Below are 20,545 nucleotides of genomic sequence, written 5' to 3' on the forward strand. Positions count from 1 at the left end.
CGACCATTTTTTGACGCGAAATCGCCCACAGGAAAGCTTCGCCACGGACGCGGCGCTGTCTGCTCAACCACGCTGGACGCCCTTTTTCAGACGGTCGCGCGGCGCAAACAGCAAGCAGAGAGGAGTGTGCGCCTTGGACCATTCTTGAGCCCCCCCCGGATCAAGGCAAGGCTCAGCGCGGCCTGAATGGCAACGTCGCCAGCATCATGAGCGAGCCGAGCAACATCCCCCCCGCCATTGGCAACGCAGTCCCTGAAGGCAGCACGCCCAGCAGGGCTCCGGCGAGCGCCCCAAACGCGTACTGCATCGTACCCGTCAACGCCGATGCAGCGCCGGCCATGTGCGCCTGGTCCGCGAGCGCGCCCATCGTCGCGTTGGGATAGATCAATCCGGTGGCGCCCAGCGCCACCGCCATCGTGCAGATCGTGAGAATGACGATCAACGACGCCCCGTGATCGTGACGGTGCGCCGGCAGGTGAAGCGACCAGATGGAGACAGCCAGCAGCGCGAGCGCCCCGACCACCGCCAGCAGGACCGACCCCGTCAGGATACGCCCGGCGTCGACGCGGCCGACCAGCATGCCGTTGACCTGCGAGGCTCCAATCATGAAGACCGCAAAAACGCCAAACAGCATTGAGAAATGCAGCGGCGAAAACCCAAACCCGACGATAAAAACCGGAGACGCGGCGGTCAGGTAGCTGAAGGACATGAACGTCGAAAAACCGCCGATCAGCGCGTGGGTCAGGAACCCGCGATGTCTGAGCAGCAGGAGATATCGGCTCACCAGAATAATCGACGAGAGGCGCTGGCGCCTGCGGCGCGGCAGCGTCTCCGGCAGCACGCGCAGCACAAGCAGGGCGCAAATCGCGCCGTAGACAGCGGACGCCCAGAAGATCGTCCGCCAGGACGCGAAAGTGACCACCAGCCCGCCAAGCATTGGCGCAAGGATTGGCACTACGCCCATCACCATCACCAGCTTCGACATCATTCGCGCGCCTGCATTGCGATCAGGCACAAGATCGCGCACGCAGGCCGTCGGCACGACAAGGCTTGCAGAGGCGGCGAGGGAAGCCACGAAGCGCGCGACCGAGAACACGGCCACGTTAGGCGCAATGGCGCACACCACAGACGCCAGCGCGAAGATCGCATTACCCGCGACCAGAGGCGCACGACGACCGTAGCGGTCGGATAGCGGGCCCACGGTGAGCTGCCCTATGGCGAGACCGACGAACCAGATCGACAAGGTCATCTGTACCGAGCCCAACGTCGTATGGAGCGAACGCACCATCGCCGGGAACGCAGGGAGATAGATATCCGTCGAAATCGGACCGACGGCGGTCAGCACGCCGAGCAGGATCGGCATCCATCCCGGCGTGGTTGACGGAGGTTCGTATGCGCCGCCGACCTTCGTGTATGGCGACTGAACGGGAGAGGCCATGTACAGGCTCCGGAATAATCTCGGTCTGGGCGATATGGCTGGAAAGTATTCGACGGGTGGAAAAACCACCGACTAGTGGACGCTGGCGCCTTACTGTCGCGCCGAACTGGCGTAGCCGCACAGGGATACAGCGCAAGACTTCACGCGCAACGCCTCCCCAACGGACTGGATGCAATGAACCGATTCATCGATTCTCCTGCGGCCGGACGCCTCAAAACGCGACCGCGCCGGACGGTGGCGCGAGTGATGGCGGCCTTAAAGGGATCAGACGTCTGGACTCAGGGTCCCACCGTCCGTCCCGCCCACACGGCGCAACAGCCATAACCCGAGCAGGCCCGACGCAGCAAACAGGAAACAGCCGACGGCGATCCGACCGCCGCCGCCGATCTGCGCGCCCGCTCCGAGCAAAACGAACACCACGGTTTGCGGCGCCGCGCCCAGCGCTGTCGCTGCGGCAAACGGGATTACCCGCGCGCCCGAGAGGCCGGCAAGAATATTGAGTAAAAGGGAGGAGCCGACCGGCAACAGCCGAAGCGTCAGGATCGTCGTGAAGGGATGCGTCTGGATCGCACGATCCATGCGCGACACGCGGGCGCGCAGGCCGCCGCCCCGCGACGCAGCGGTCGGATCATGAGAGGAAAGCCATCGCGCCGCAGCCTCCCGGCCGCCCCAGCGCGCCCAGCCAAACGCGAACACGCACCCGGCCAGAGTCGCCACGACGCTGAGAACGGACCCTTCCCACACGCCATAAGCGACCCCTCCGGCGAAGCAGAGCGCCTGACGGGGGAGCCCGAACGCACACCAGACCGCACCACACAGAAGAAAAGCGATGCGTCCAGAGGCTCCGGCGCGCAGAAGCTCCGGACTGTCGAGCACATGGCGAGCGGACGGAAACTCCCGCAGCAAAACTGCGCCAGCGGTCAACGCCAGAAGCATGAGAGCAGGACGCAGAAGGACGCGCGGACCGGCGGGACCTGCGGCCGGACGTGGGACGCGGAGCGCGTCGGGCGGTCTGGTCATGCTGCGCCGTAGCATCGGCTTGCCCGCACTTGCAAGGCGGGAGTAAAGGGCCTCATGCCCGACGCAGCGACCGCTTTCTCCGTGAAGGCCCAGGACTCAGACTCGATCCCTCTCGACGGCATGACGCCGCGCGACCGCAGACGCGTATCGAACTGGCTGCTGACCATCTGCGTCATGCTGCTCGGCATGATCGCGCTGGGCGGCGCGACGCGCCTCACGGGTTCAGGCCTGTCAATCATGGACTGGCGTCCTGTCACGGGAATTCTGCCGCCGCTCAGCCATGCCGAGTGGGAGAGACAGTTCGAACTCTACAAGGGCATTCCCCAGTACAAAATCCTGCATGACGGGTTCGGACTCGCCGGCTTCCAGAAGATCTTCTGGGCCGAGTGGACCCATCGTTTCTGGGGTCGGATGATTGGTCTTTATCTGCTGCTCCGTCTGGTCTGGTTCGCTGCGACAGGCGTCCTGACTCGCGCCCTGATTCTGCGTCTGGCTCTGTTTTTTGTGCTCGGCGGCCTGCAGGGCGCCATCGGCTGGTTCATGGTCGCATCGGGCTTTCGCGCGGACAGCACGGCGGTGGAGCCAGTGCGCCTCGTGCTGCATCTGAGCGCTGCGTTCATCCTCTACGTCGCCATCCTCTGGACAGCGCTCTCGATCCGCTTCCCGCGCCCGTCGATCATTCCAGACCGGCAGGCTGGACGTCGCGTGCGTGCAATCCTTGCCGCGGCCATCGGGTTGATCTCGTTGACGATCGTGGCTGGCGGGTTCACCGCCGGGACGCATGCCGGATTTTCCTACAACACGTTCCCTCTCATGGAAGGGCGATTGATCCCCGAGGGATACGGAAAGCTCTCGCCGTTCTGGTTCAACTGGATCGCCAATATCCCGGCGGTGCAGTTCGACCATCGACTGCTCGCGACACTGACGGCGCTATGCGTCGGACTTGTCCTGCTGATCGGGGCTCGCGCCAATCTGGGCGAACGGGCCCACCGGGGCGTCATTCTGCTGGGCTGGGCCGTACTGGCGCAGTATTCGCTGGGCGTAACCACTTTGCTGCTGGTCGTGCCTGTTCCGGTGGCGACTTTGCACCAGACTTTCGCGGCGGTGCTGCTCAGCGTCGCGGTGTTCACACTGCACGCACTGCGCGGCGTGGGCCGCGCGTCCTAAAGGGCGCGAGCCTCAGACTCGTTTCATGCTCCTGAAATCGCCTGCCCGGACTCACTGCGCCCGGGCATAGCGCCAGTTTCGGGATCGAACGGACCGACCACCGCCTCCACCTTGCCTCCCAGCCCACGGATCACATCAGCGATGACGTGGTCGTCGCGGATCAGGATGACGTCGGGACTGATGGCCGCCGGAAGGTGCCGGTTACCCAGATGCCACGACACGCGCAGCAAATCGTGCGCCGTGTCCGCCGTCACCCGAAGCAGGTACTCCGGCAGCGCCGAGACAAGCACGACCCCGCCAGTTTCGAGCTTGAGGCCATCGCCGTCCTTGAGGTGGTGGGTATGCTCCAGATCCAGCAACATGCGAGAACCTGAATCGAGATCGAGCATCATCCGTCGCCGATGACGTCCCTCGTAATCAGCTGTGAAGACATCGATCGCCGTGGCGGCGTCCCAGGAGCCGGCTGGAAGAATCGTCGTGCAGCGCATAGTCAGAATGCAACCTCCACAAGAAGAACAGAGCGAGACTTCAAAGCGCCGTCCTGACCGTACGCGCGCGTCGTTCCACGGCGACCGCAGTTGACCCGCCAGATAGTGGTTCGCGACCACACCGCACGGCTTGAACGTAAACGAGAATCCCCAACCTTCGGCTTCATTCGCCCGGAACGTAACGAAGCGTTCGCGCAAATCACGAGGCTGGCAAGCCCTCTGTGACAAGATCACGCATCACGAGAGCGCCATATTGCCTCACCGGGACAGCGCTAACTCCCGTATCTGCACAGCGACCGCGCCTGGGGCGTCGTCGCCATGTCCAGCGCGCCCTTCAGGATTGCACGACACGGGGGAATAACGGCGCAATGTTACAGGGAATGCGGCATAGCTCTCTGCGGCTTTGCGCACTCGCCCATCGTTCACTTTGCGCTCGGCGTGCCTGGAAAGGTCTGGCCCTGAGTGACGGCACGCCCGCAACACCCCACCCGCTCTCTTTCTCGTACAGCGCCGGGCAATACTCTGTGCAGGCGCCTTGACCCATCGAAACGCGCTCGCGACTTTAGGACACCCTCTTAGACCAGCTGCAACCGGATACTCGCACCAGCACGATCCGATGGCGCCTCGTGTAACGCCGCCCTGAGCCTCCAGCCACCTGAGCTCAGGACACGCGGGGCAAGCGGATGACGAACCGGGCTCCCAGTACGCGGCCATCAGACGCGACGCGGTTATCGGCATGGATTGTCCCGCGCAGCGCCTGGATGATCTGACGGCTAATCGACAGCCCCAACCCGGAATGCTGGCCGAAATTCTCGGTTTGGGGGCGCTCCGAGTAGAACCGGTCGAAAATCGAATCGAGCTTCGCCTGCGGGATGCCGGGACCTTCGTCCGACACGGCGATTTCCACCATCGCGCCAGCTGCATTCGCCTCAAGAAGAATATGTCCGTCGGGCGGCGAAAAGGAGACGGCGTTTCCGATCAGGTTGCGAAGGACCTGCACCAGCCGATCCTCGACGGCGAGCGCGCGCAGGGGCCGCGTCGGATCGTCGTCCACCACGGAGACGTCGATCTCCGGCTGCCCCGGCTTGCGGGTCGACTGATTGATTTCCGCCAGCAACGACAGCAGCGGCGCCACCGCGATCGGAGACGGCTGAACGCGCGACATTTCGGCGTCCAGCCGACTGGCGTCCGAAATGTCGGTGATCAACCTGTCGAGTCGACGCACGTCGTCCCCGATAATGGTCAACAGACGGCGGCGGCGCTCTGCGTCTTCGACGCGACCGAGCGTCTCGATCGCCGAGCGGATTGAGGTCAGTGGGTTTTTGATCTCGTGCGACACGTCCGCCGCGAACCGCTCGATCGCGTCCATTCGCGCCCATAACGCTTGCGCGCTGTCCTGCAGGGCCCGTCCCACGTCTCCAATCTCATCGCCGCGACTCAGCAGCCACCCCGGCACAGCGCCAGCGCGGCCGGAGCTTTCTCGCATCACGTGCGCAGACGCCGCCAGCCGCAGCAACGGACGCGCGATGGTCAGGGAGAGATACCAGGACAACAACACCATGATCGCCATCGCCAGCAGGAACAACGACAGGATCGACGAGCGTATTTCGAACAGCGACGTGTCGACCGCCTCGCCCGTGCGGGTAAGCTGAATCACGCCAACGGTCTGGCCCTCATGCATCACCGGTTCTGCGACGGTTACCACCAGAGTACGGTTGGCGGTGCGCCTGATATAAGGCGGCGTCTCCACCTCATCATGCGCGCTGTCGGCGCCGGGGCGACTTCCAGATTTTCCAGCGGCACGATCTTCGGTCAGCGGGCCGTCGTCGGCTTCTCCGATCACTGAATTTATCAACCGTTCCAGCAAACTGCGATGCAGGGGCGGCGCGTCCTGCTCGTCAGGCGGTAAGGGCGGACTGCCTGGCGCCCGGTGGGCCAGCTTTTCCTGTCGGCTGTCGGCCACAAGCCGTCCGTCCGGCGCGTAGATACGCGCCTCGGCGCTGGGGCTGGGCTCCGTCAGGCGCAACAGCAACGGCCGGACCAGAGACGGTTCGAGGAGGTAGGTTTCGCCAAGCGGCGCAGCACCGTCCTCGTCGCGCCCGCCACGACCGCGGGAACGCGGCGCACGCGTGACGGCGCTCTCGCCGAGCGCGCCGGCGTAGATGCGCGCCTGCTCTCGGAGCGCCTGCACCTCGCCCGTAAGCAGACTGTTGCGGAACTCATTCAGGAACAGCAGCGTCAGGCCAAAGACGACCAGCGGCAGCATGTTCGCGAACAGTATCCGCCGCATCAGGGGGGACACGAGGCGACGCTCGGACGCCTCCAGCGCTTCGGCCGCGCGCCGGTCCGACCGCCGACGCGTTATCGAGCGCGAGGAGAACTGTTTACGCAGCAGATTCGTCAGGGCGCGAAGCGGCCCGGTGAAAGAGGAAGACCGCGCCGACGATCGGACCGGCGCGCCCAGTTCGACCCTCTCCGGACCGGCGCCGTCGCCGCCCGGGCGCGACGCGTCCATGCCTCAGTCTTCCTTGTAACGGTAGCCGATGCCGTAAAGCGTCTCGATCTGGTTGAAATCCTCGTCAACCTGTCGGAATTTCTTGCGTAGACGCTTGATGTGGCTGTCGATGGTGCGGTCATCGACGTAGATATTGTCGCCATAGGCGGCGTCGATCAGCTGGTCACGGGACTTTACCAGACCCGTCCGGGCGGCCAGCGCCTTGACCAGCAGGAACTCCGTCACCGTGAGAGGTATTTCGGCGCCGCGCCATTGGCAGCGATGGCGCAGCTCATCAAGCGTCAGGCTGCCGCGCACGAGCGTGCTGCCTGCGCTCTCTCCGGCCGCTTCAGCGCGGTTGACCTCCTTGCGCCGCAGCAACGCGCGGATACGCTCGATCAGCAGACGTTGGGAAAACGGCTTGGTGATGTAGTCGTCCGCGCCCAGCCTGAGGCCCATCAGCTGATCGACTTCCTCGTCCTTCGAAGAGAGGAAGATCACCGGCAGATTGGAACGCGCGCGCAGACGCTGCAGAAGTTCCATGCCATCCATACGCGGCATCTTGATGTCGAGCACGGCGAGATCGACCGGCCGCGCCGCCATTCCCTGCAACGCCTGTTCCCCGTCGGTGTAGGTGCGGACCTGGTATCCTTCCGCCTCCAGAGTCATCTGCACGGAGGCGAGAATGTTCCTGTCGTCGTCCACCAGCGCGATCGTCTGCTTCGTCGTCTCCGTCACGTATCCTCATCTCCCGGCCGCAAACCGCGCGGCCAATCCTCCGCTATTGGGGGCGACCATAACCGCACGCGGACGCATGGACCATGGGGGGCCTCGTTACTAAGAAGCAACCTTGGAGCACGCCCGAGAGCGCCGCGCACGACGGCATCGCAGTGGAGCGCCGCGAATTCGTCACGTTTTCGTAGCTTCACGCGCCTTGCCGAGCGCGGTGAGGATGCCTAATTCTTGCACCATGACCAACACAGCAGACACCTTCGGGGTCGGCTCTCCGGCCGAGCAGGCGGAATCCGACCGCACAGACCATGATCAGCTCCACGAAGCCACCGAGACGGGCGATGAGGTGATGAACGCCGCCGCCGCCCGCATCAAGGCGCTCGAGGCCGAAGTAGCGGAGGCCCATGACAAGTGGCTCCGCTCCGAGGCTGAAATGCAGAACCTCCGCGCCCGCGCGAAGCGGGAAGTGGACGACGCCCGGCAGTACGCGGTGCAGAAATTCGCCCGCGACGTCGTCGAGGCGGCGGAGAACCTGCGGCGCGGGCTTGCAAGCCTGCCTCCGGCCACGGAAGGCGAAGACGGCATCCTTGCCAAGATGCGCGAAGGCATCGAGAGCACGGAGCGGTCCTTCATCTCCATCCTCGAACGCCATGGCGTGGTCGGTCACGACGCCGCTGGCAAGCCGTTCGACGCCAATCTGCATCAGGCGATGGCCGAGCAGCCGAGCGCCGAGCATGAGCCCGGCACGGTGATTCAGGCCTGGACCCCGGCGTGGACGCTCCATGGACGGCTGCTCAAGCCCGCCATGGTCGTCGTCGCGAAAGGCGACGAAGCCGCTCCGGCGACGCCGGAAGCCGGGCAGTAATCACCCACGGTGGAAGCGGCTGGAGGCGGCGTGCGGCGATTTTCGACAGGTTTTCCGTCGGCGTCGCCCTTGCAAGGCCCCTCAACCGATCTTACATCGCAATAGCTTGAACGGTCCGCCGCATTACGGACGGGCCACAGCAATCATAAGGGCGACATCCGGTGCTTCGGGCCGGAGGACGCCGCTGAGAGGAGATTGAGTTCATGAGCAAAGTTATCGGTATCGACCTCGGCACGACCAATTCCTGCGTCGCGATCCGCGAGGGCAACGAGAACCGGGTTATCGAGAACAGCGAAGGCGCGCGCACGACGCCGTCGATGGTCGCCTTCACCGAAGGCGGGGAAATGCTGGTCGGACAGGCCGCCAAGCGTCAGGCCGTCACCAACCCAACCAACACGCTGTACGCCGTGAAGCGCCTGATCGGCCGTCGTTTCGACGACGCCACCGTCCAGAAGGACAAGGGGCTGGTCCCCTATTCCATCGTCAAGGGCGACAACGGCGACGCATGGGTCGAAGGGCGCGGCAAGGGCTACGCCCCGTCGCAGATTTCCGCCTTCATTCTCGGCAAGATGAAAGAAACCGCCGAAGCGTATCTCGGCGAGAAAGTCACGCAGGCGGTCATCACCGTTCCGGCTTACTTCAACGACGCCCAGCGTCAGGCCACGAAGGACGCGGGCAAGATCGCGGGCCTCGAAGTCCTGCGCATCATCAACGAGCCCACGGCGGCTGCGTTGGCCTATGGCCTTGAGAAGAAGAGCGGCGGCACCGTAGCGGTCTACGATCTGGGCGGCGGCACGTTCGACGTCTCGGTTCTGGAAATCTCCGACGGCGTGATCGAGGTGAAGTCGACCAACGGCGACACGTTCCTGGGCGGCGAAGACTTCGACAACCGGATCATTTCGTTCCTGGCCGATGAATTCAAGCGCGATCAGGGCATCGACCTGCGTTCCGACAAGCTGGCTCTGCAGCGCCTGAAGGAAGCGGCGGAGAAGGCGAAGATCGAGCTGTCTTCCTCCAAGGAGACCGAGATCAACCTGCCGTTCATCACGGCGGACGCATCCGGCCCGAAGCACCTTGTCGTCAAGCTGAGCCGCGCCAAGCTGGAGAGCCTCGTCGACGATCTGATCGTCCGCACGATGGAGCCCTGCAAGGCGGCGCTCAAGGACGCAGGCGTCTCGGCTTCGCAGATCGACGAAGTGATTCTGGTCGGCGGCATGACCCGCATGCCGAAGGTGATCGAGGCGGTTAAGGAGTTCTTCGGCAAGGACCCGGCCCGCAACGTGAACCCTGACGAAGTCGTCGCCATCGGCGCGGCAGTTCAGGGCGCGGTGCTGAAAGGCGACGTCAAGGACGTCCTGCTGCTCGACGTCACTCCCCTGTCTCTGGGCATCGAGACGCTGGGCGGCGTGTTCACACGCCTGATCGACCGCAACACGACGATCCCGACGAAGAAGAGCCAGACCTTCTCGACGGCTGAAGACAACCAGAACGCCGTGACCATCAAGGTCTTCCAGGGCGAGCGTGAGATGGCGGTCGACAACAAGCTGCTGGGCAACTTCGACCTGCAGGGCATCGCCCCGGCGCCGCGCGGCGTGCCGCAGATCGAGGTCACGTTCGACATCGACGCGAACGGCATCGTGTCCGTCTCGGCCAAGGACAAGGCAACGGGCAAGGAGCAACAGATCAAGATCCAGGCCTCTGGCGGTCTGTCGGAAGCCGACATCGACAAGATGGTCAAGGACGCCGAAGCCAACGCCTCGGCCGACAAGGCCAAACGCGAGCGGGTCGAGGCGCGTAACAACGCCGAAGGTCTGATCAATCAGGTCGAGAAGTCCCTCTCCGAAGCTGGCGACAAGGTTCCCGCCGCCGACCGCGCCGATGCGGAGAGCGCCGTGGCCGCCGTGAAGTCGGCTCTGGAAGGCTCGGACGACGAGGCCCTGAAGTCCGCTACCGAGCGTCTGACCCAGACCGCCATGAAGATCGGCGAGGCTGTCTACAAGGCGGAGCAGGCCGAAACGCAGGGCGCCCCCGGCGGCGCGGCCCCGCATGCCGACGACAAGGTCGTCGACGCGGACTTCGAGGACGTCAGCGACAAGAAGTCCTGAGCGGGTTCGTCTTGATATCGACCGGGTTTCGGCCCGGTCGGCCGCCCCAGCCGACGTTCTCCGACGGCATGGTTCAAGGCGTCCGCTCCGGTCGGGGCGGACGCTTCTTTTTTATCCCGTTCAATCCCTCGCCGCCGTATCGAGCCGGAAGAGGGAGGACCCCACGAGGATCCTATGGCCACTAAACTGGATTATTACGCCGTTCTGGAAGTCACCCGAGAGGCGTCCGGGGACGAGCTGAAGAAAGCGTACCGGCGACTGGCCATGAAATACCACCCGGACCGCAACCCCGGGGACGCATCGGCCGAAAACCGCTTCAAGGAAATCAGCGAAGCCTACGACATCCTGAAAGACGACCAGAAGCGTTCGGCCTACGACCGCTATGGCCACGCTGCGTTTGAAGGCGGCGGGGGCGGGTTCGACTTCAACGGCGGCGGTGGATTCGGCGCGGGCGGCCTAGGCGACATCTTCGAGCAGATGTTCGGTGACATGATGGGTGGCGGACGTCGCGCCAAGCGTGCTGGCGCGGACATCCAGACTCAGGTCGAGATCAGCCTCGCCGAAGCGTTCGCTGGCGTGAAAAAGACCGTCACCGTCACGACCCGCGTGGTCTGCGAGGCCTGCGAGGGCACCGGGTCGAAGGACCGCGAAGCGGGTGTCGACACGTGCCCGAGCTGCCACGGCGCGGGCAAGGTTCGCGCTCAGCAGGGTTTCTTCGTTGTCGAGCGCCCCTGCCCGACCTGCCATGGCGCCGGGCGCGTCGTGAAAGACCCCTGCGTTTCCTGCCATGGCGCCGGAACGGTGCAGCGCGCCCGCACGCTTGACGTCGCTATTCCAGCTGGCGTCGAGGACGGCACCCGCATCCGTATGACAGGAGAGGGCGAGTCCGGCGGCAAGGGCGTCGCGCCCGGCGACCTATATGTTCATATCAGCGTAGCCCAGCACGAACTTTTCCAGCGTGACGGCTCAAATATTTATTGCCGCGTGCCGTTGCGCATGGCGCAGGCGGCGCTGGGCTCGGACATAGAGGTCCCGGTGATCGACGGTGGTCGCGCCAACGTGAAAATTCCGGCGGGAACGCAAAATGGCGAGCATTTTCGTCTACGCGGCAAGGGATTTTCGGTGCTTCGCTCGTCGTCACGCGGCGACATGTATATTCAGGTGTCGGTGGAAACGCCGCAAAATCTCACCAAACGCCAACGTGAACTACTTGAGGAGTTCGAGACCGAGGCGGGCGAACATGCGAAGGGTAGCCCCGAGCATGCAGGTTTCTTCAGTCGCGTGAAAGATTTTTTCGACGGAACGAAGGGCTGAATCATAGGGGCTGGAGCACATTTCGGGCGCTCCAGCCCGTATACGGCTGCAATATGCAGCCGATCTTTCAACGAAAGCCAAAAAACTTCTGATCACGGCATTCGCCAAGCAATCAACTGAATCGCGAAAGCGTCGCTACAGATTCAGCTTCAAGCGTCATCCAGGGCAAAAGCCGGTCACGGGTCGGAGGGCGGCCCGTTGCCCAACCTTTCTCGCGCTTCATGACTGGGCGGAATTCCTGCGACCGGATGCATTTCGGCATGCGCCGGATCTTTCGGCGTCCCCACGTTCTCGAGCGTCGGTTTCGCCTCTGTCTTGATCGACGGCGTCTCGGTCGCCACGCCGCCAGACGTTTCAGCCGCTTTCGACATCTGGTCCGACAGCGGATTTCTGTCGAGAACCTGCCGCGCATTCCGGGGGTAGCGGTTCATCAGGCCCAGCAACGTCCCGTTAGTCCACCCAAAGCCGATCTGCATCGGATACTCGCCACCGCCCGCGCCCCCAGTAGGACTGATCTCGGGAGCCATCACGTCGTATTTCTCCAGAAGGACGCCGCTTTTTTCATAAGTTCCGATCACGCGCGCCATCCAGCGGCGGGCGATGTCCTCCGCAAGCGCCTCTTCTCCGTATTGATTAAGCCCCTTTACCGCCATCCATTGCAGCGGCGCCCAACCGTTCGGAGAGTCCCATTGCTGGCCGCTGGTGATATCCGTCGCGACGAGGCCGCCAACCTTCAGCAGTTTCGTCCGTAATGTGTGGGCCACGGCGTGAGCCTGCTCGTCAGTCGCCAGATGCAGAAACAACGGCATAGCGGTCGCAGCTGAAAGAACCTCGGTCCGCTTCCCTTGCTTCCAGTCATAGTCGTAGAAAGCTTCGCGCTCCGGATCCCACAGATATTTCCTGATCGCAGCGACGCGCGCCTTGGCGTCAGCGCCGTAACGGATGGCCTTTCCCTGATCGCCCGCAAGTTCGTAGGCGTGGGCCAGCGTCTGCGCGAGATGCGCCACGGTGCAGTTCATCTCGATGGTCACTAGATCCGTGGTGTGGATCGTGGACAGCGTGTGGTGATCGGCGAGCCAGCGGGCAGAATAATCCCAGCCGGTTTCAGCGCCTGCGCGAAGATCTCGCCACACTTCGTGCGATGGACGAGACGTAGACGCAGCCGTGGCGATGTCTTCGGGGTAACTCTCGTCGCGCGGGGTGTCGAGATCGTCCCACGGCCTCACCATCAACGTGCCGTCAGGCAGGCGAACCGCATGCCGCCAGGCGTGGCCGGGCTCCAACGTAGAAGCTCCGTCTGTCCAGTAATCGTATTCGCGCTGCAGCTCAGGCAGAAAACGCGTGTAAACGACCTGCCCATCGTGGCCTGCCAGCAGATCCAGCATGATGGCGAAGAAAGCCGGCTGCGACCGGCTGAGATAATAGGTTCGGCTGCCGTTCGGGATGTGGCCGTAACGATCAATCAACGAGGCCAGATCTTCAAGGGTCGAGCGCATCAGATCGATCCGGCCGTCCTCGTACAGGCCGATCATCGTGAAGTAGCTGTCCCAGTAATAGATTTCGCTGAAACGCCCCCCCGGCACCACGTATTTCTTCGGCAGCGGCAGTTGGGACGACCACGGAACCTGCCGATCCGGCTCGCGGGTCAGAACGTCCCACATGCCGGAGATGTAATCCCGCACGTTTTCGCCCGGCGTACGCTGATAAGCCGCCGAGGTGAACTCCGGCGTCGTGAAATAGGTCGCGACGAAGGTCTTCAGATCGAAACCCGGCTCATCCCTCTGCTCACGCCATGCTGTCAAAATCTCCGAAGGCGGATGGTTTGGATAAGCGTCTGCGGCGGCCTTGGCGTCGGTGAAAATCCGGGCCTGACCGATCGCGGCGAACAGCCCGTCCAGCGCGATGGACGGCGGACGCAAATCCTGCTGCGCATCGACATGCGTCGTCGATTGCGGAGCGGGGATGATTGTCGGATGTATCAGCAGGACTTCGTCATCCTGAGTGGAAGGCGGCTGATTTCGACTTGAGGGAACTCCGCGAGACGAAAAGTGCGGATACGCGGAGGCAGGACCGTCTCCGGTTGCGCTGTCTTTCTCACGGGTTTGCTCCATGGGCGGCTCAACCTCGGGGGCAGTAAATGTTGTCGGGTTATTTCCCGGCGTCAGCCTGCCGGAAGCATCGTTACCATTTGACGAACGGGGCGTTCCGTTCGGAGCGACCTGTGTTTGAGAAGGGCCTGCGGACGGCGTGGCGGATACGTCGGCGCGAGAGGCGTTCCGGGCGTCGCCAGAGTCGTCTGTCGGCGCGGCGTTCGCGTATACCGATCCCAAGGTGGCGTCCAGCGCAAAAACGCCCCCGGCCAGCAGGCACGCCTGCAGGGTTGCGCGTAGCGCAATGCGGGCGGGGGATACGCATGTTTGTGAGGGAGCTGAACGTCCGAAGAGTCTGACTGTCAAAAGGACTCCTTATTCCGCCAGCCCGAACGAGAACCGAATCTTGCATGGCGAGATCTCGCCGCTCATATGCATGTTACGAAACAATGAGCCGATGATCGTAGAGTTGCATCCAGCGAGCGCCGAAAAGCCGCCGCCGGGTTCGCTTGCGCGTCTAGGAGGCGCTTTCCGCGGCAGGTCTTCCGGGATCGGCGAAAGCGGCTATGATTTGCGTTCGCCCCCCAGCCTCGGACGTCCGACGTGACGTATCGCGGCGTCGGCCAGCAGTTCGGGAGTCTCGCCTATGTCATCCGCATCTTCAAGCCCGAACCCGGATTGCGGTCGCTCCGTGAACCGAACCGACCCTCTCGGCGCGCTGGCTACGACCGACCGTCTGTTCTTCGAACGCACAGGCGCCAGACTTGATCGCTCGGCCGCAGAAGCGCTGACGGCGAGCGCGCTGGAAGGCATGGACGACGGGGAACTCTTCCTCGAATACCGGGAGAGCGAGGGCGTCTCGCTCGAAGATGGCGTCATCCGCACCGCATCCTTCAACACCAGCGCCGGTTTCGGGCTGCGCAGCGTGCTGGGCGAGGAGTCGGGTTTCGCGCATTCCGATGAAATCAGCGAAGAGTCGTTGCTGCGCGCGGGCGAGACGGTCCGCGCGGTGCGTGCAGGCCGCTCCGGCGTCCGTGCCGAGCCGCCCCGCGCCACCAATGCGCGCCTGTACAGCGAGCTCAACCCGCTGCACGACACCGATTTCAGCTTGCGCGCCGCAGTCCTGAGCGAGATCGACGCTTATGCGCGCGGCAAAGACTCCCGGGTCGTGCAGGTCATGGCGTCTCTCAGCGCCGAGTGGCAGGCGGTGCAGATCATCCGCGCCGACGGACAGCGCGTGGCCGACCTGCGGCCTCTGGTTCGGTTGAACGTCTCCGTCGTTGTGGAGAAGGACGGACGGCGCGAGAGCGGCTCCCACGGGCAGGGCGGTCGCTTCGACATCACGCGGATGCTCACGCCCGATGTCTGGCGCGATGCGGTGGACGAAGCGCTGCGGATGGCGCTGGTCAATCTCGACGCGCGTCCGGCGCCGGCCGGGGAAATGGAGATCGTGCTCGGTTCCGGCTGGCCGGGCATCCTGCTGCACGAAGCCGTCGGCCACGGTCTTGAGGGCGACTTCAACCGCAAGGGCACCTCGATGTTCGCCGGACTGGTCGGCAAGCGCGTCGCAAGCCCAGGCGTCACGGTGATCGACGACGGCACGCTGCCGGATCGTCGCGGCAGCCTGACCGTCGATGACGAAGGCACCCCGTCCGGACGCACCGTCATGATCGAGGACGGCATCCTGACCGGCTTCATTCAGGACCGCATGAACGCGCGTCTGATGGGCGTCGCGCCGACCGGCAACGGGCGGAGGCAGTCATACGCCTACTCCCCGATGCCGCGCATGACCAACACGCTGATGCTGGGCGGCGACGCGACGACCGAGGACATGATCCGCTCGGTCAAGCGCGGACTCTACGCCGTCAATTTTGGCGGCGGGCAAGTGGACATCACGTCGGGCAAATTCGTCTTCGCCACGTCCGAGGCATACCTGATCGAAGACGGCAAGGTGACGGCGCCGGTCCGTGGCGCGACGCTGATCGGCAACGGCGCGGACGCGATGACCAAGGTGTCGATGATCGGCTCCGACGTCGCGCTCGATCCCGGGATCGGCACATGCGGCAAGTCCGGGCAGGGCGTACCGGTCGGCGTCGGGCAACCGACGCTGAAGATGACGGGGCTGACCGTCGGCGGCACCGTCGGCTGACAGGCCGGCCGTCTTTCCGGTTTCCTTTCCCCTGCAAACTGTCCTGTCAGACGGGATGGCGTCGCTTCGCCGTCCCGCGTCCGGGAAATTTCTCCGCAGCCGGAGCCAAGTTATCCATGATCCATTCGCTCCCTTTTGCGCCGGATTTCGCGGCTGACAAACGGTCATGAGAGCGACGTTCAGACCAGATCGATCCTCGCCCGGCCCTGTAGCAGTCGGGCTATCGCGGTTACTCGGGGGTATCGCTATTCCAGCGACGATCCTGCTGCCGATCCTGCTGTTCCGCACGCGCGCCCTGTCGGATGCGGTAGTCTCCGTCGTCACCGTTCTTTTCGTACTGCGAAGCGCAGCTTTGCGCGACTGGTCATGGCTGCGGGCTCGCTGGCTGCAATTCGGGCTGGCGCTCTGGGGCGTGATCGTCGTGTCGTCGGTTCTGGCAGGGCCTGCGTCCTCAGCGATTCAGGGCGTCCTGAGCGTCCGGTTCTTTCTGTTCGCCGCAGCAGCCTCCTTCTGGACTCTGGCCGGGCGCAGGGCTCGCGGCGCTGCGGCAGGCGTCTGCGCGGCGCTGGCTGGCTGGACCGTGCTCGAGTGCTGGCAGCAATACCTGACCGGATACAATGCTCTCGGCTACGGCCGCTGGGGCGACGGAGCCCTGACCGGGCCTTTTCTGAAGCCGCGCGCGGGCAACGCTCTGCTGATGGTGATGTTTCCCGGCGCGATGCCGGTGGTGTTGCGGCTTTTGGCCCGTGATACATGGCGATCGAAGCTCGTCGGCCTCACGGGGCTGCTACTGCTCATCGCCAGTATGATCCTGATCGGGCAGCGCATGGCGAACCTGCTGATGGTGGCCGGGCTGCTGCTGACAGCGTTGCTCGTACGTCGCATGCGTCTGCCCGTGATCGCCGCCCTCGGTCTCGGCGTCGTCGTGCTGGCGGCGCTGCCGGTTATCTCCCCACCGACCTATAGTAAGCTGGTCATAAAATTCGCCGATCAGATCAGTCACTTCACAGCCAGCCCCTATGGTCAGATCTATACGCGCGCGGCCGTGATGGTCGCCGAGCACCCCAAGCTGGGCGTCGGGTTCGACGGGTTCCGGTTTCATTGCCTTGACCCGCAGTATTTCCATGGCCTGCCGCAGTTCGACATTCCCTTCGTCGGACCTGCGGAAAACGGCTGCAACATCCATCCGCATAATTACTATCTGCAGGTCGCGACTGCGGCAGGGCTTCCGGGGCTGACGTTGCTCATGGCGATGATCCTGTGCTGGCTGCGCCTGATCGCACGTCCGTTCCTGCCTTCACGCGGCGCAGAGCGCATGTCCAGAATCACGCCCGCCGCCGCCCCGACGCCAGAGAACGCCATGCTGCTCGTGGCATGCGTTGTGACGATCTGGCCGATCGCGAGCACCAGCGCCCTGTTTTCGCTGCCGTCGGGCGGGTGGGTGTTCCTGATCGCGGGGTGGGCGATGGCGGCGACGCGCGGCGAGACGCCGGAGCGGGCGGCGGGGAGAGTTTAGCCAAGGAAATTCGGGATGCCGCAAAAGGAGACGCCTGAGATCGGGGCGCCTGAAACCGGGTCGATGACCGAGCTCATTGCGCGGACGTATTCGCGCAGCCTGTATGTTGATGATTACGCTGTGCCGGTGGCGTTGCGATGACGGGCATATCCGGGCGCATTCGCCGGGCGGCTGAATTCCTGTTGCTGTTCGTCGGAGGGCCGCTGGCGATCCTCGCGCTTCATCGTGCGGGCGTTCTGTTCGGGCTGCTGTGGGCTGCAGCGGCTCTCGCCTGGATCAGCCAGCGCGGCGCAACAGCTCCACAGTCCGGCCAGACGCTTGGCGCCGCGTTACGAACGCCTCTGCTGCGCTTCATCGTCCTCGCGCCGCTCATTATGATCGCCGCGTGGATCTGGTCGCCACAGACCCTGTTCAGCCTCCCGCGTGAAAAGCCCGGCTTCTGGCTCGTGATCGTGGTTCTCTATCCGCTGCTGTCCGTCTGGCCGCAGGAGATGCTGTATCGATCGTTTCTGTTCCGGCGCTACGGCGGGCTGTTCGGCGGCGACAGGGGGACAATCGCCGCCAGCGCCTTGGCGTTCGGCTTCGCCCATATTCTGTTCCTTAACTGGATCGCCATAGCCATGACGACGATCGGCGGCCTGCTGTTCGCAAGAGACTATGCGCGACACCGGGATCTGCGGGTGGCGTGCATCGAGCACAGTCTCTACGGCTGCCTGATCTTCACCATCGGGCTGGGCAGGTTTTTCTATACGGGAGCAGCCTGGAAGCACGGCTGAGCCACGCGCGGCCTTCGTCGACATTTCGCTTGTCTTTGTTCTTATTTTGTTCCAAAAGAGAACAGAAGCGAACGAATAGTTAACGAGGCATGTCGCACGCAGCGGAGGCGGATGAATTCTCGCCGGACGCATTGCGAGGAGGGCTGGGCTTATGAGAGAGTCAGCGGACAGCGCAGTTATGACGCTGGAGGCGCCGAGACTGGCGGCGACGGCGCGGCCCGTCGTCGCGGTCGGGGTTCGAGGAGTGGAAATGGACAAGACGAAGGCCCTGGACGGGGCGCTTAGCCAGATCGAGCGCGCGTTCGGCAAGGGATCGATCATGCGTCTCGGGCAACGCCCGAAGGAAGCAGCCGACGTAATCTCGACCGGCTCCCTTGGCCTCGATATCGCGCTTGGCGTCGGCGGCCTGCCGCGTGGCCGTATTGTCGAGATCTACGGGCCTGAAAGTTCCGGCAAGACCACGCTCGCCCTGCACGCCATCGCCGAGGCGCAGAAGCTTGGGGGCACCTGCGCGTTTATCGACGCGGAACACGCGCTCGACCCGGGATACGCCCGCAAGCTGGGCGTCAATGTCGACGATCTTCTGATCAGCCAGCCGGACGCTGGCGAACAGGCGCTTGAAATCGCAGACACGCTGGTCCGCTCCGGCGCCATCGACGTGCTCGTGGTGGACAGCGTCGCCGCGCTCGTCCCGCGCGCCGAGCTCGAGGGCGACATGGGCGACAGCCATGTCGGCCTGCATGCCCGTCTGATGAGTCAGGCGCTTCGCAAACTCACAGGCACGGTCGCGCGCTCGAACACGCTGCTGATTTTCCTCAATCAGATCCGCCTCAAGATCGGCGTGATGTTCGGAAACCCCGAGACCACGACAGGCGGCAACGCGCTCAAGTTTTACTCCTCCGTCCGGCTGGACATCCGTCGCATCGGCGCGATCAAGGACAAGGACGAGGTCGTCGGCAACCAAACGCGCGTGAAGGTCGTCAAGAACAAGATGGCCCCGCCGTTCCGTCAGGTCGAATTCGACATCATGTATGGCGAAGGCGTCAGCAAGATGGGCGAACTGATCGATCTGGGCGTGAAGGCTGGCGTCGTCGAGAAATCCGGCGCGTGGTTCTCCTATGACAGCCAGCGCATCGGGCAAGGGCGCGAAAACGCCAAGCAGTTCCTGCGCGACCGTCCGGAAATGGCGGCTGACATCGAGCGCAAAGTGCGCGAGCACGCGGGCGTCGTGGCTGAAGCCATGATGACCGGCCCGGATGCAGACAGCGACGAAGACTAAACGCTAAGGCGGCAGGGGCTCGGAGACGTTCCGGGACCTCCGCCTCGACATTCCCTGAACAGGCGCCCTTGACGGAACGAGGCTATGTTGCTCGTTTCGTCATCGCATCATCAGGGGAAGAAGCGTCGATTATGTCTTTCGTTCTCAAGGCCTTTCAGGATCGCGAAAATACGTGGCGGGAACTGTTCCATGAACAGATGCCTGAAATGGAATTCCATAACTGGCCGGAATACGGCGATCCCGAGCAGGTGGAATATGTCGCGCTCTGGAAACCCGAAGCGGACCTGGCCACACGTTTCCCAAATCTGAAACTCGTCTTCTCTCTGGGGGCAGGGGTCGATCAGTTCGACCTGTCCACGCTGCCCGACCATGTCGGTCTGGTGCGCATGATCGAACCCGGCCTGACGCAGGGGATGATCGAATATGTCGTCGCTTTCGTGCTGTCCGCACATCGCGATCTTCCGCTCTATGCACAGCAGCAGCGCGGCCATGTGTGGCGTACGTGGCCAGAGCGGCAGGCTGCGCAAACTCGGGTCGGGATCATGGGACTTGGAACGCTCGGCGTTCCTTGCGCGCAGGCGATCGCAAACCTTGGCTTTCCAACCCTCGGCTGGAATCGTAGTCCGCGCGATATTGACGGAGTTCAGGTCTTTCACGGCGCCGACACCCTCGACGCATTCCTTGCCCAGACCGATATCCTTGTCTGCCTCCTGCCACTGACCGATGAAACCCGCGGCATGTTCAACCGGACTCTGTTCGCGAAACTCCCCGCTGGCGCGACCCTGATCAACGCCGGCCGCGGCCCTCAGGTCGTCGCCGAGGATCTCATCGAGGCGCTTGATTCTGGCCATTTGAAGTGGGCCATCCTTGATGTGACGGACCCGGAGCCCCTGCCCGAGAGCGATCCGCTGTGGGATCACCCGCAAGTCGTCATCACGCCGCATATCGCCAGCAACACCCGCCCGGACACCGGCGTCGCCAGCATCATCGCCAATATCCGCCGCTATCGCTCCGGGCAGCCTCCAGAGGGCCTCGTCGACCGCTCGAAACGGTACTGACCAACATCGTCGAGCGAGGGAGGCGCCATCGCCATTTCGTGGTAAAGGCGGCGA

Annotated in this window: 16 protein-coding genes; 10 read left to right on the forward strand and 6 right to left on the reverse strand. The window is 63.8% G+C overall.

Annotated elements, in window-relative coordinates; genetic code table 11:
- Positions 1-172 precede the first annotated feature (172 nt).
- Both J2D73_RS13405 and J2D73_RS13410 read right to left on the reverse strand, forming a co-directional pair.
- Positions 173-1,438 (reverse strand): multidrug effflux MFS transporter, encoded by a 1,266-nt coding sequence (locus J2D73_RS13405; RefSeq protein WP_207882032.1) that lies wholly within the window; start codon positions 1,436-1,438, stop codon positions 173-175.
- Between the two features lie 264 nt (positions 1,439-1,702).
- A complete protein-coding gene (locus J2D73_RS13410) occupies positions 1,703-2,458 on the reverse strand; it encodes a TVP38/TMEM64 family protein (RefSeq protein ID WP_243429943.1) in 756 nt (251 codons plus the stop codon).
- Between the two features lie 120 nt (positions 2,459-2,578).
- Between J2D73_RS13410 and J2D73_RS13415 the strand changes: the two genes are divergently transcribed.
- Complete coding sequence (locus J2D73_RS13415) at positions 2,579-3,625, forward strand: COX15/CtaA family protein (RefSeq protein WP_207882131.1); 1,047 nt, start codon at positions 2,579-2,581, stop codon at positions 3,623-3,625.
- A gap of 23 nt (positions 3,626-3,648) precedes the next feature.
- On the opposite strand, the gene J2D73_RS13420 is transcribed toward J2D73_RS13415, so the two are convergent.
- From J2D73_RS13420 to J2D73_RS13430, 3 genes are all read right to left on the reverse strand, one after another.
- Positions 3,649-4,347: an urease accessory protein UreE gene (locus J2D73_RS13420; RefSeq protein WP_341535094.1), complete on the reverse strand. Its 699-nt coding sequence runs from the start codon at positions 4,345-4,347 to the stop codon at positions 3,649-3,651.
- A 427-nt stretch (positions 4,348-4,774) separates the two neighbouring features.
- Entirely contained in the window at positions 4,775-6,403 is a 1,629-nt protein-coding gene (locus J2D73_RS13425) for a stimulus-sensing domain-containing protein (RefSeq protein ID WP_243429955.1), read from the reverse strand.
- A 228-nt stretch (positions 6,404-6,631) separates the two neighbouring features.
- Positions 6,632-7,345 (reverse strand): response regulator transcription factor, encoded by a 714-nt coding sequence (locus J2D73_RS13430; protein WP_026397924.1) that lies wholly within the window; start codon positions 7,343-7,345, stop codon positions 6,632-6,634.
- Positions 7,346-7,559: 214 nt separating this feature from the next.
- Here J2D73_RS13430 and J2D73_RS13435 point away from each other — a divergent pair, with 214 nt between their 5' ends.
- The 3 genes from J2D73_RS13435 to dnaJ all read left to right on the forward strand — a co-directional run bounded on the left by J2D73_RS13435 (position 7,560) and on the right by dnaJ (position 11,623).
- Positions 7,560-8,204, forward strand: a complete 645-nt coding sequence (locus tag J2D73_RS13435) for a nucleotide exchange factor GrpE (protein ID WP_243429944.1) — start codon at positions 7,560-7,562, stop codon at positions 8,202-8,204.
- A gap of 203 nt (positions 8,205-8,407) precedes the next feature.
- Complete coding sequence (gene dnaK / locus J2D73_RS13440; RefSeq protein ID WP_207882034.1) at positions 8,408-10,309, forward strand: molecular chaperone DnaK; 1,902 nt, start codon at positions 8,408-8,410, stop codon at positions 10,307-10,309.
- Between the two features lie 174 nt (positions 10,310-10,483).
- Positions 10,484-11,623, forward strand: coding sequence for a molecular chaperone DnaJ (gene dnaJ, locus J2D73_RS13445; RefSeq protein ID WP_207882035.1), 1,140 nt, complete (start codon positions 10,484-10,486; stop codon positions 11,621-11,623).
- A gap of 176 nt (positions 11,624-11,799) precedes the next feature.
- On the opposite strand, the gene treF is transcribed toward dnaJ, so the two are convergent.
- Positions 11,800-13,734, reverse strand: coding sequence for an alpha,alpha-trehalase TreF (treF, locus tag J2D73_RS13450; protein ID WP_207882137.1), 1,935 nt, complete (start codon positions 13,732-13,734; stop codon positions 11,800-11,802).
- A gap of 625 nt (positions 13,735-14,359) precedes the next feature.
- On the opposite strand from treF, the gene tldD reads away from it, so the two are divergent.
- From tldD to J2D73_RS13475, 6 genes are all read left to right on the forward strand, one after another.
- Positions 14,360-15,862 (forward strand): metalloprotease TldD, encoded by a 1,503-nt coding sequence (gene tldD / locus J2D73_RS13455; protein ID WP_207882036.1) that lies wholly within the window; start codon positions 14,360-14,362, stop codon positions 15,860-15,862.
- 166 nt (positions 15,863-16,028) lie between these two features.
- Complete coding sequence (locus J2D73_RS13460) at positions 16,029-17,378, forward strand: O-antigen ligase family protein (RefSeq protein WP_207882037.1); 1,350 nt, start codon at positions 16,029-16,031, stop codon at positions 17,376-17,378.
- Between the two features lie 15 nt (positions 17,379-17,393).
- On the forward strand, positions 17,394-17,519 hold the full coding sequence (locus J2D73_RS21045; protein WP_279380930.1) for a hypothetical protein: 126 nt from the start codon (positions 17,394-17,396) through the stop codon (positions 17,517-17,519).
- Positions 17,516-18,154 carry a CPBP family intramembrane glutamic endopeptidase gene (locus J2D73_RS13465; RefSeq protein WP_207882038.1) on the forward strand — a complete coding sequence of 213 codons (639 nt, stop codon included), beginning with the start codon at positions 17,516-17,518 and terminating at the stop codon, positions 18,152-18,154. Before J2D73_RS21045 ends, J2D73_RS13465 begins: the two co-directional genes overlap by 4 nt.
- Before the next feature lie 250 nt (positions 18,155-18,404).
- Entirely contained in the window at positions 18,405-19,433 is a 1,029-nt protein-coding gene (gene recA, locus J2D73_RS13470; RefSeq protein ID WP_026397918.1) for a recombinase RecA, read from the forward strand.
- Between the two features lie 131 nt (positions 19,434-19,564).
- Positions 19,565-20,491, forward strand: a complete 927-nt coding sequence (locus J2D73_RS13475; RefSeq protein ID WP_207882039.1) for a 2-hydroxyacid dehydrogenase — start codon at positions 19,565-19,567, stop codon at positions 20,489-20,491.
- The last annotated feature ends 54 nt before the right edge of the window (positions 20,492-20,545 follow it).

The sequence above is a fragment of the Acetobacter sacchari genome (assembly GCF_017377715.1).
Classification (GTDB): Bacteria; Pseudomonadota; Alphaproteobacteria; order Acetobacterales; family Acetobacteraceae; genus Acetobacter; species Acetobacter sacchari.

Excerpts from the sequence above, each read along its gene's own strand:
- J2D73_RS13405 (WP_207882032.1), bottom strand. The coding sequence starts at position 1,438 with ATGGCCTCTCCCGTTCAGTCGCCATACACGAAGGTCGGCGGCGCATAC.
- J2D73_RS13410 (WP_243429943.1), bottom strand. The coding sequence starts at position 2,458 with ATGACCAGACCGCCCGACGCGCTCCGCGTCCCACGTCCGGCCGCAGGT.
- J2D73_RS13415 (WP_207882131.1), top strand. The coding sequence starts at position 2,579 with ATGACGCCGCGCGACCGCAGACGCGTATCGAACTGGCTGCTGACCATC.
- J2D73_RS13425 (WP_243429955.1), bottom strand. The coding sequence starts at position 6,403 with ATGCGGCGGATACTGTTCGCGAACATGCTGCCGCTGGTCGTCTTTGGC.
- J2D73_RS13435 (WP_243429944.1), top strand. The coding sequence starts at position 7,560 with ATGCCTAATTCTTGCACCATGACCAACACAGCAGACACCTTCGGGGTC.
- dnaK (WP_207882034.1), top strand. The coding sequence starts at position 8,408 with ATGAGCAAAGTTATCGGTATCGACCTCGGCACGACCAATTCCTGCGTC.
- dnaJ (WP_207882035.1), top strand. The coding sequence starts at position 10,484 with ATGGCCACTAAACTGGATTATTACGCCGTTCTGGAAGTCACCCGAGAG.
- treF (WP_207882137.1), bottom strand. The coding sequence starts at position 13,734 with ATGGAGCAAACCCGTGAGAAAGACAGCGCAACCGGAGACGGTCCTGCC.
- tldD (WP_207882036.1), top strand. The coding sequence starts at position 14,360 with ATGTCATCCGCATCTTCAAGCCCGAACCCGGATTGCGGTCGCTCCGTG.
- J2D73_RS13460 (WP_207882037.1), top strand. The coding sequence starts at position 16,029 with ATGAGAGCGACGTTCAGACCAGATCGATCCTCGCCCGGCCCTGTAGCA.
- J2D73_RS21045 (WP_279380930.1), top strand. The coding sequence starts at position 17,394 with ATGCCGCAAAAGGAGACGCCTGAGATCGGGGCGCCTGAAACCGGGTCG.
- J2D73_RS13465 (WP_207882038.1), top strand. The coding sequence starts at position 17,516 with ATGACGGGCATATCCGGGCGCATTCGCCGGGCGGCTGAATTCCTGTTG.
- recA (WP_026397918.1), top strand. The coding sequence starts at position 18,405 with ATGGACAAGACGAAGGCCCTGGACGGGGCGCTTAGCCAGATCGAGCGC.
- J2D73_RS13475 (WP_207882039.1), top strand. The coding sequence starts at position 19,565 with ATGTCTTTCGTTCTCAAGGCCTTTCAGGATCGCGAAAATACGTGGCGG.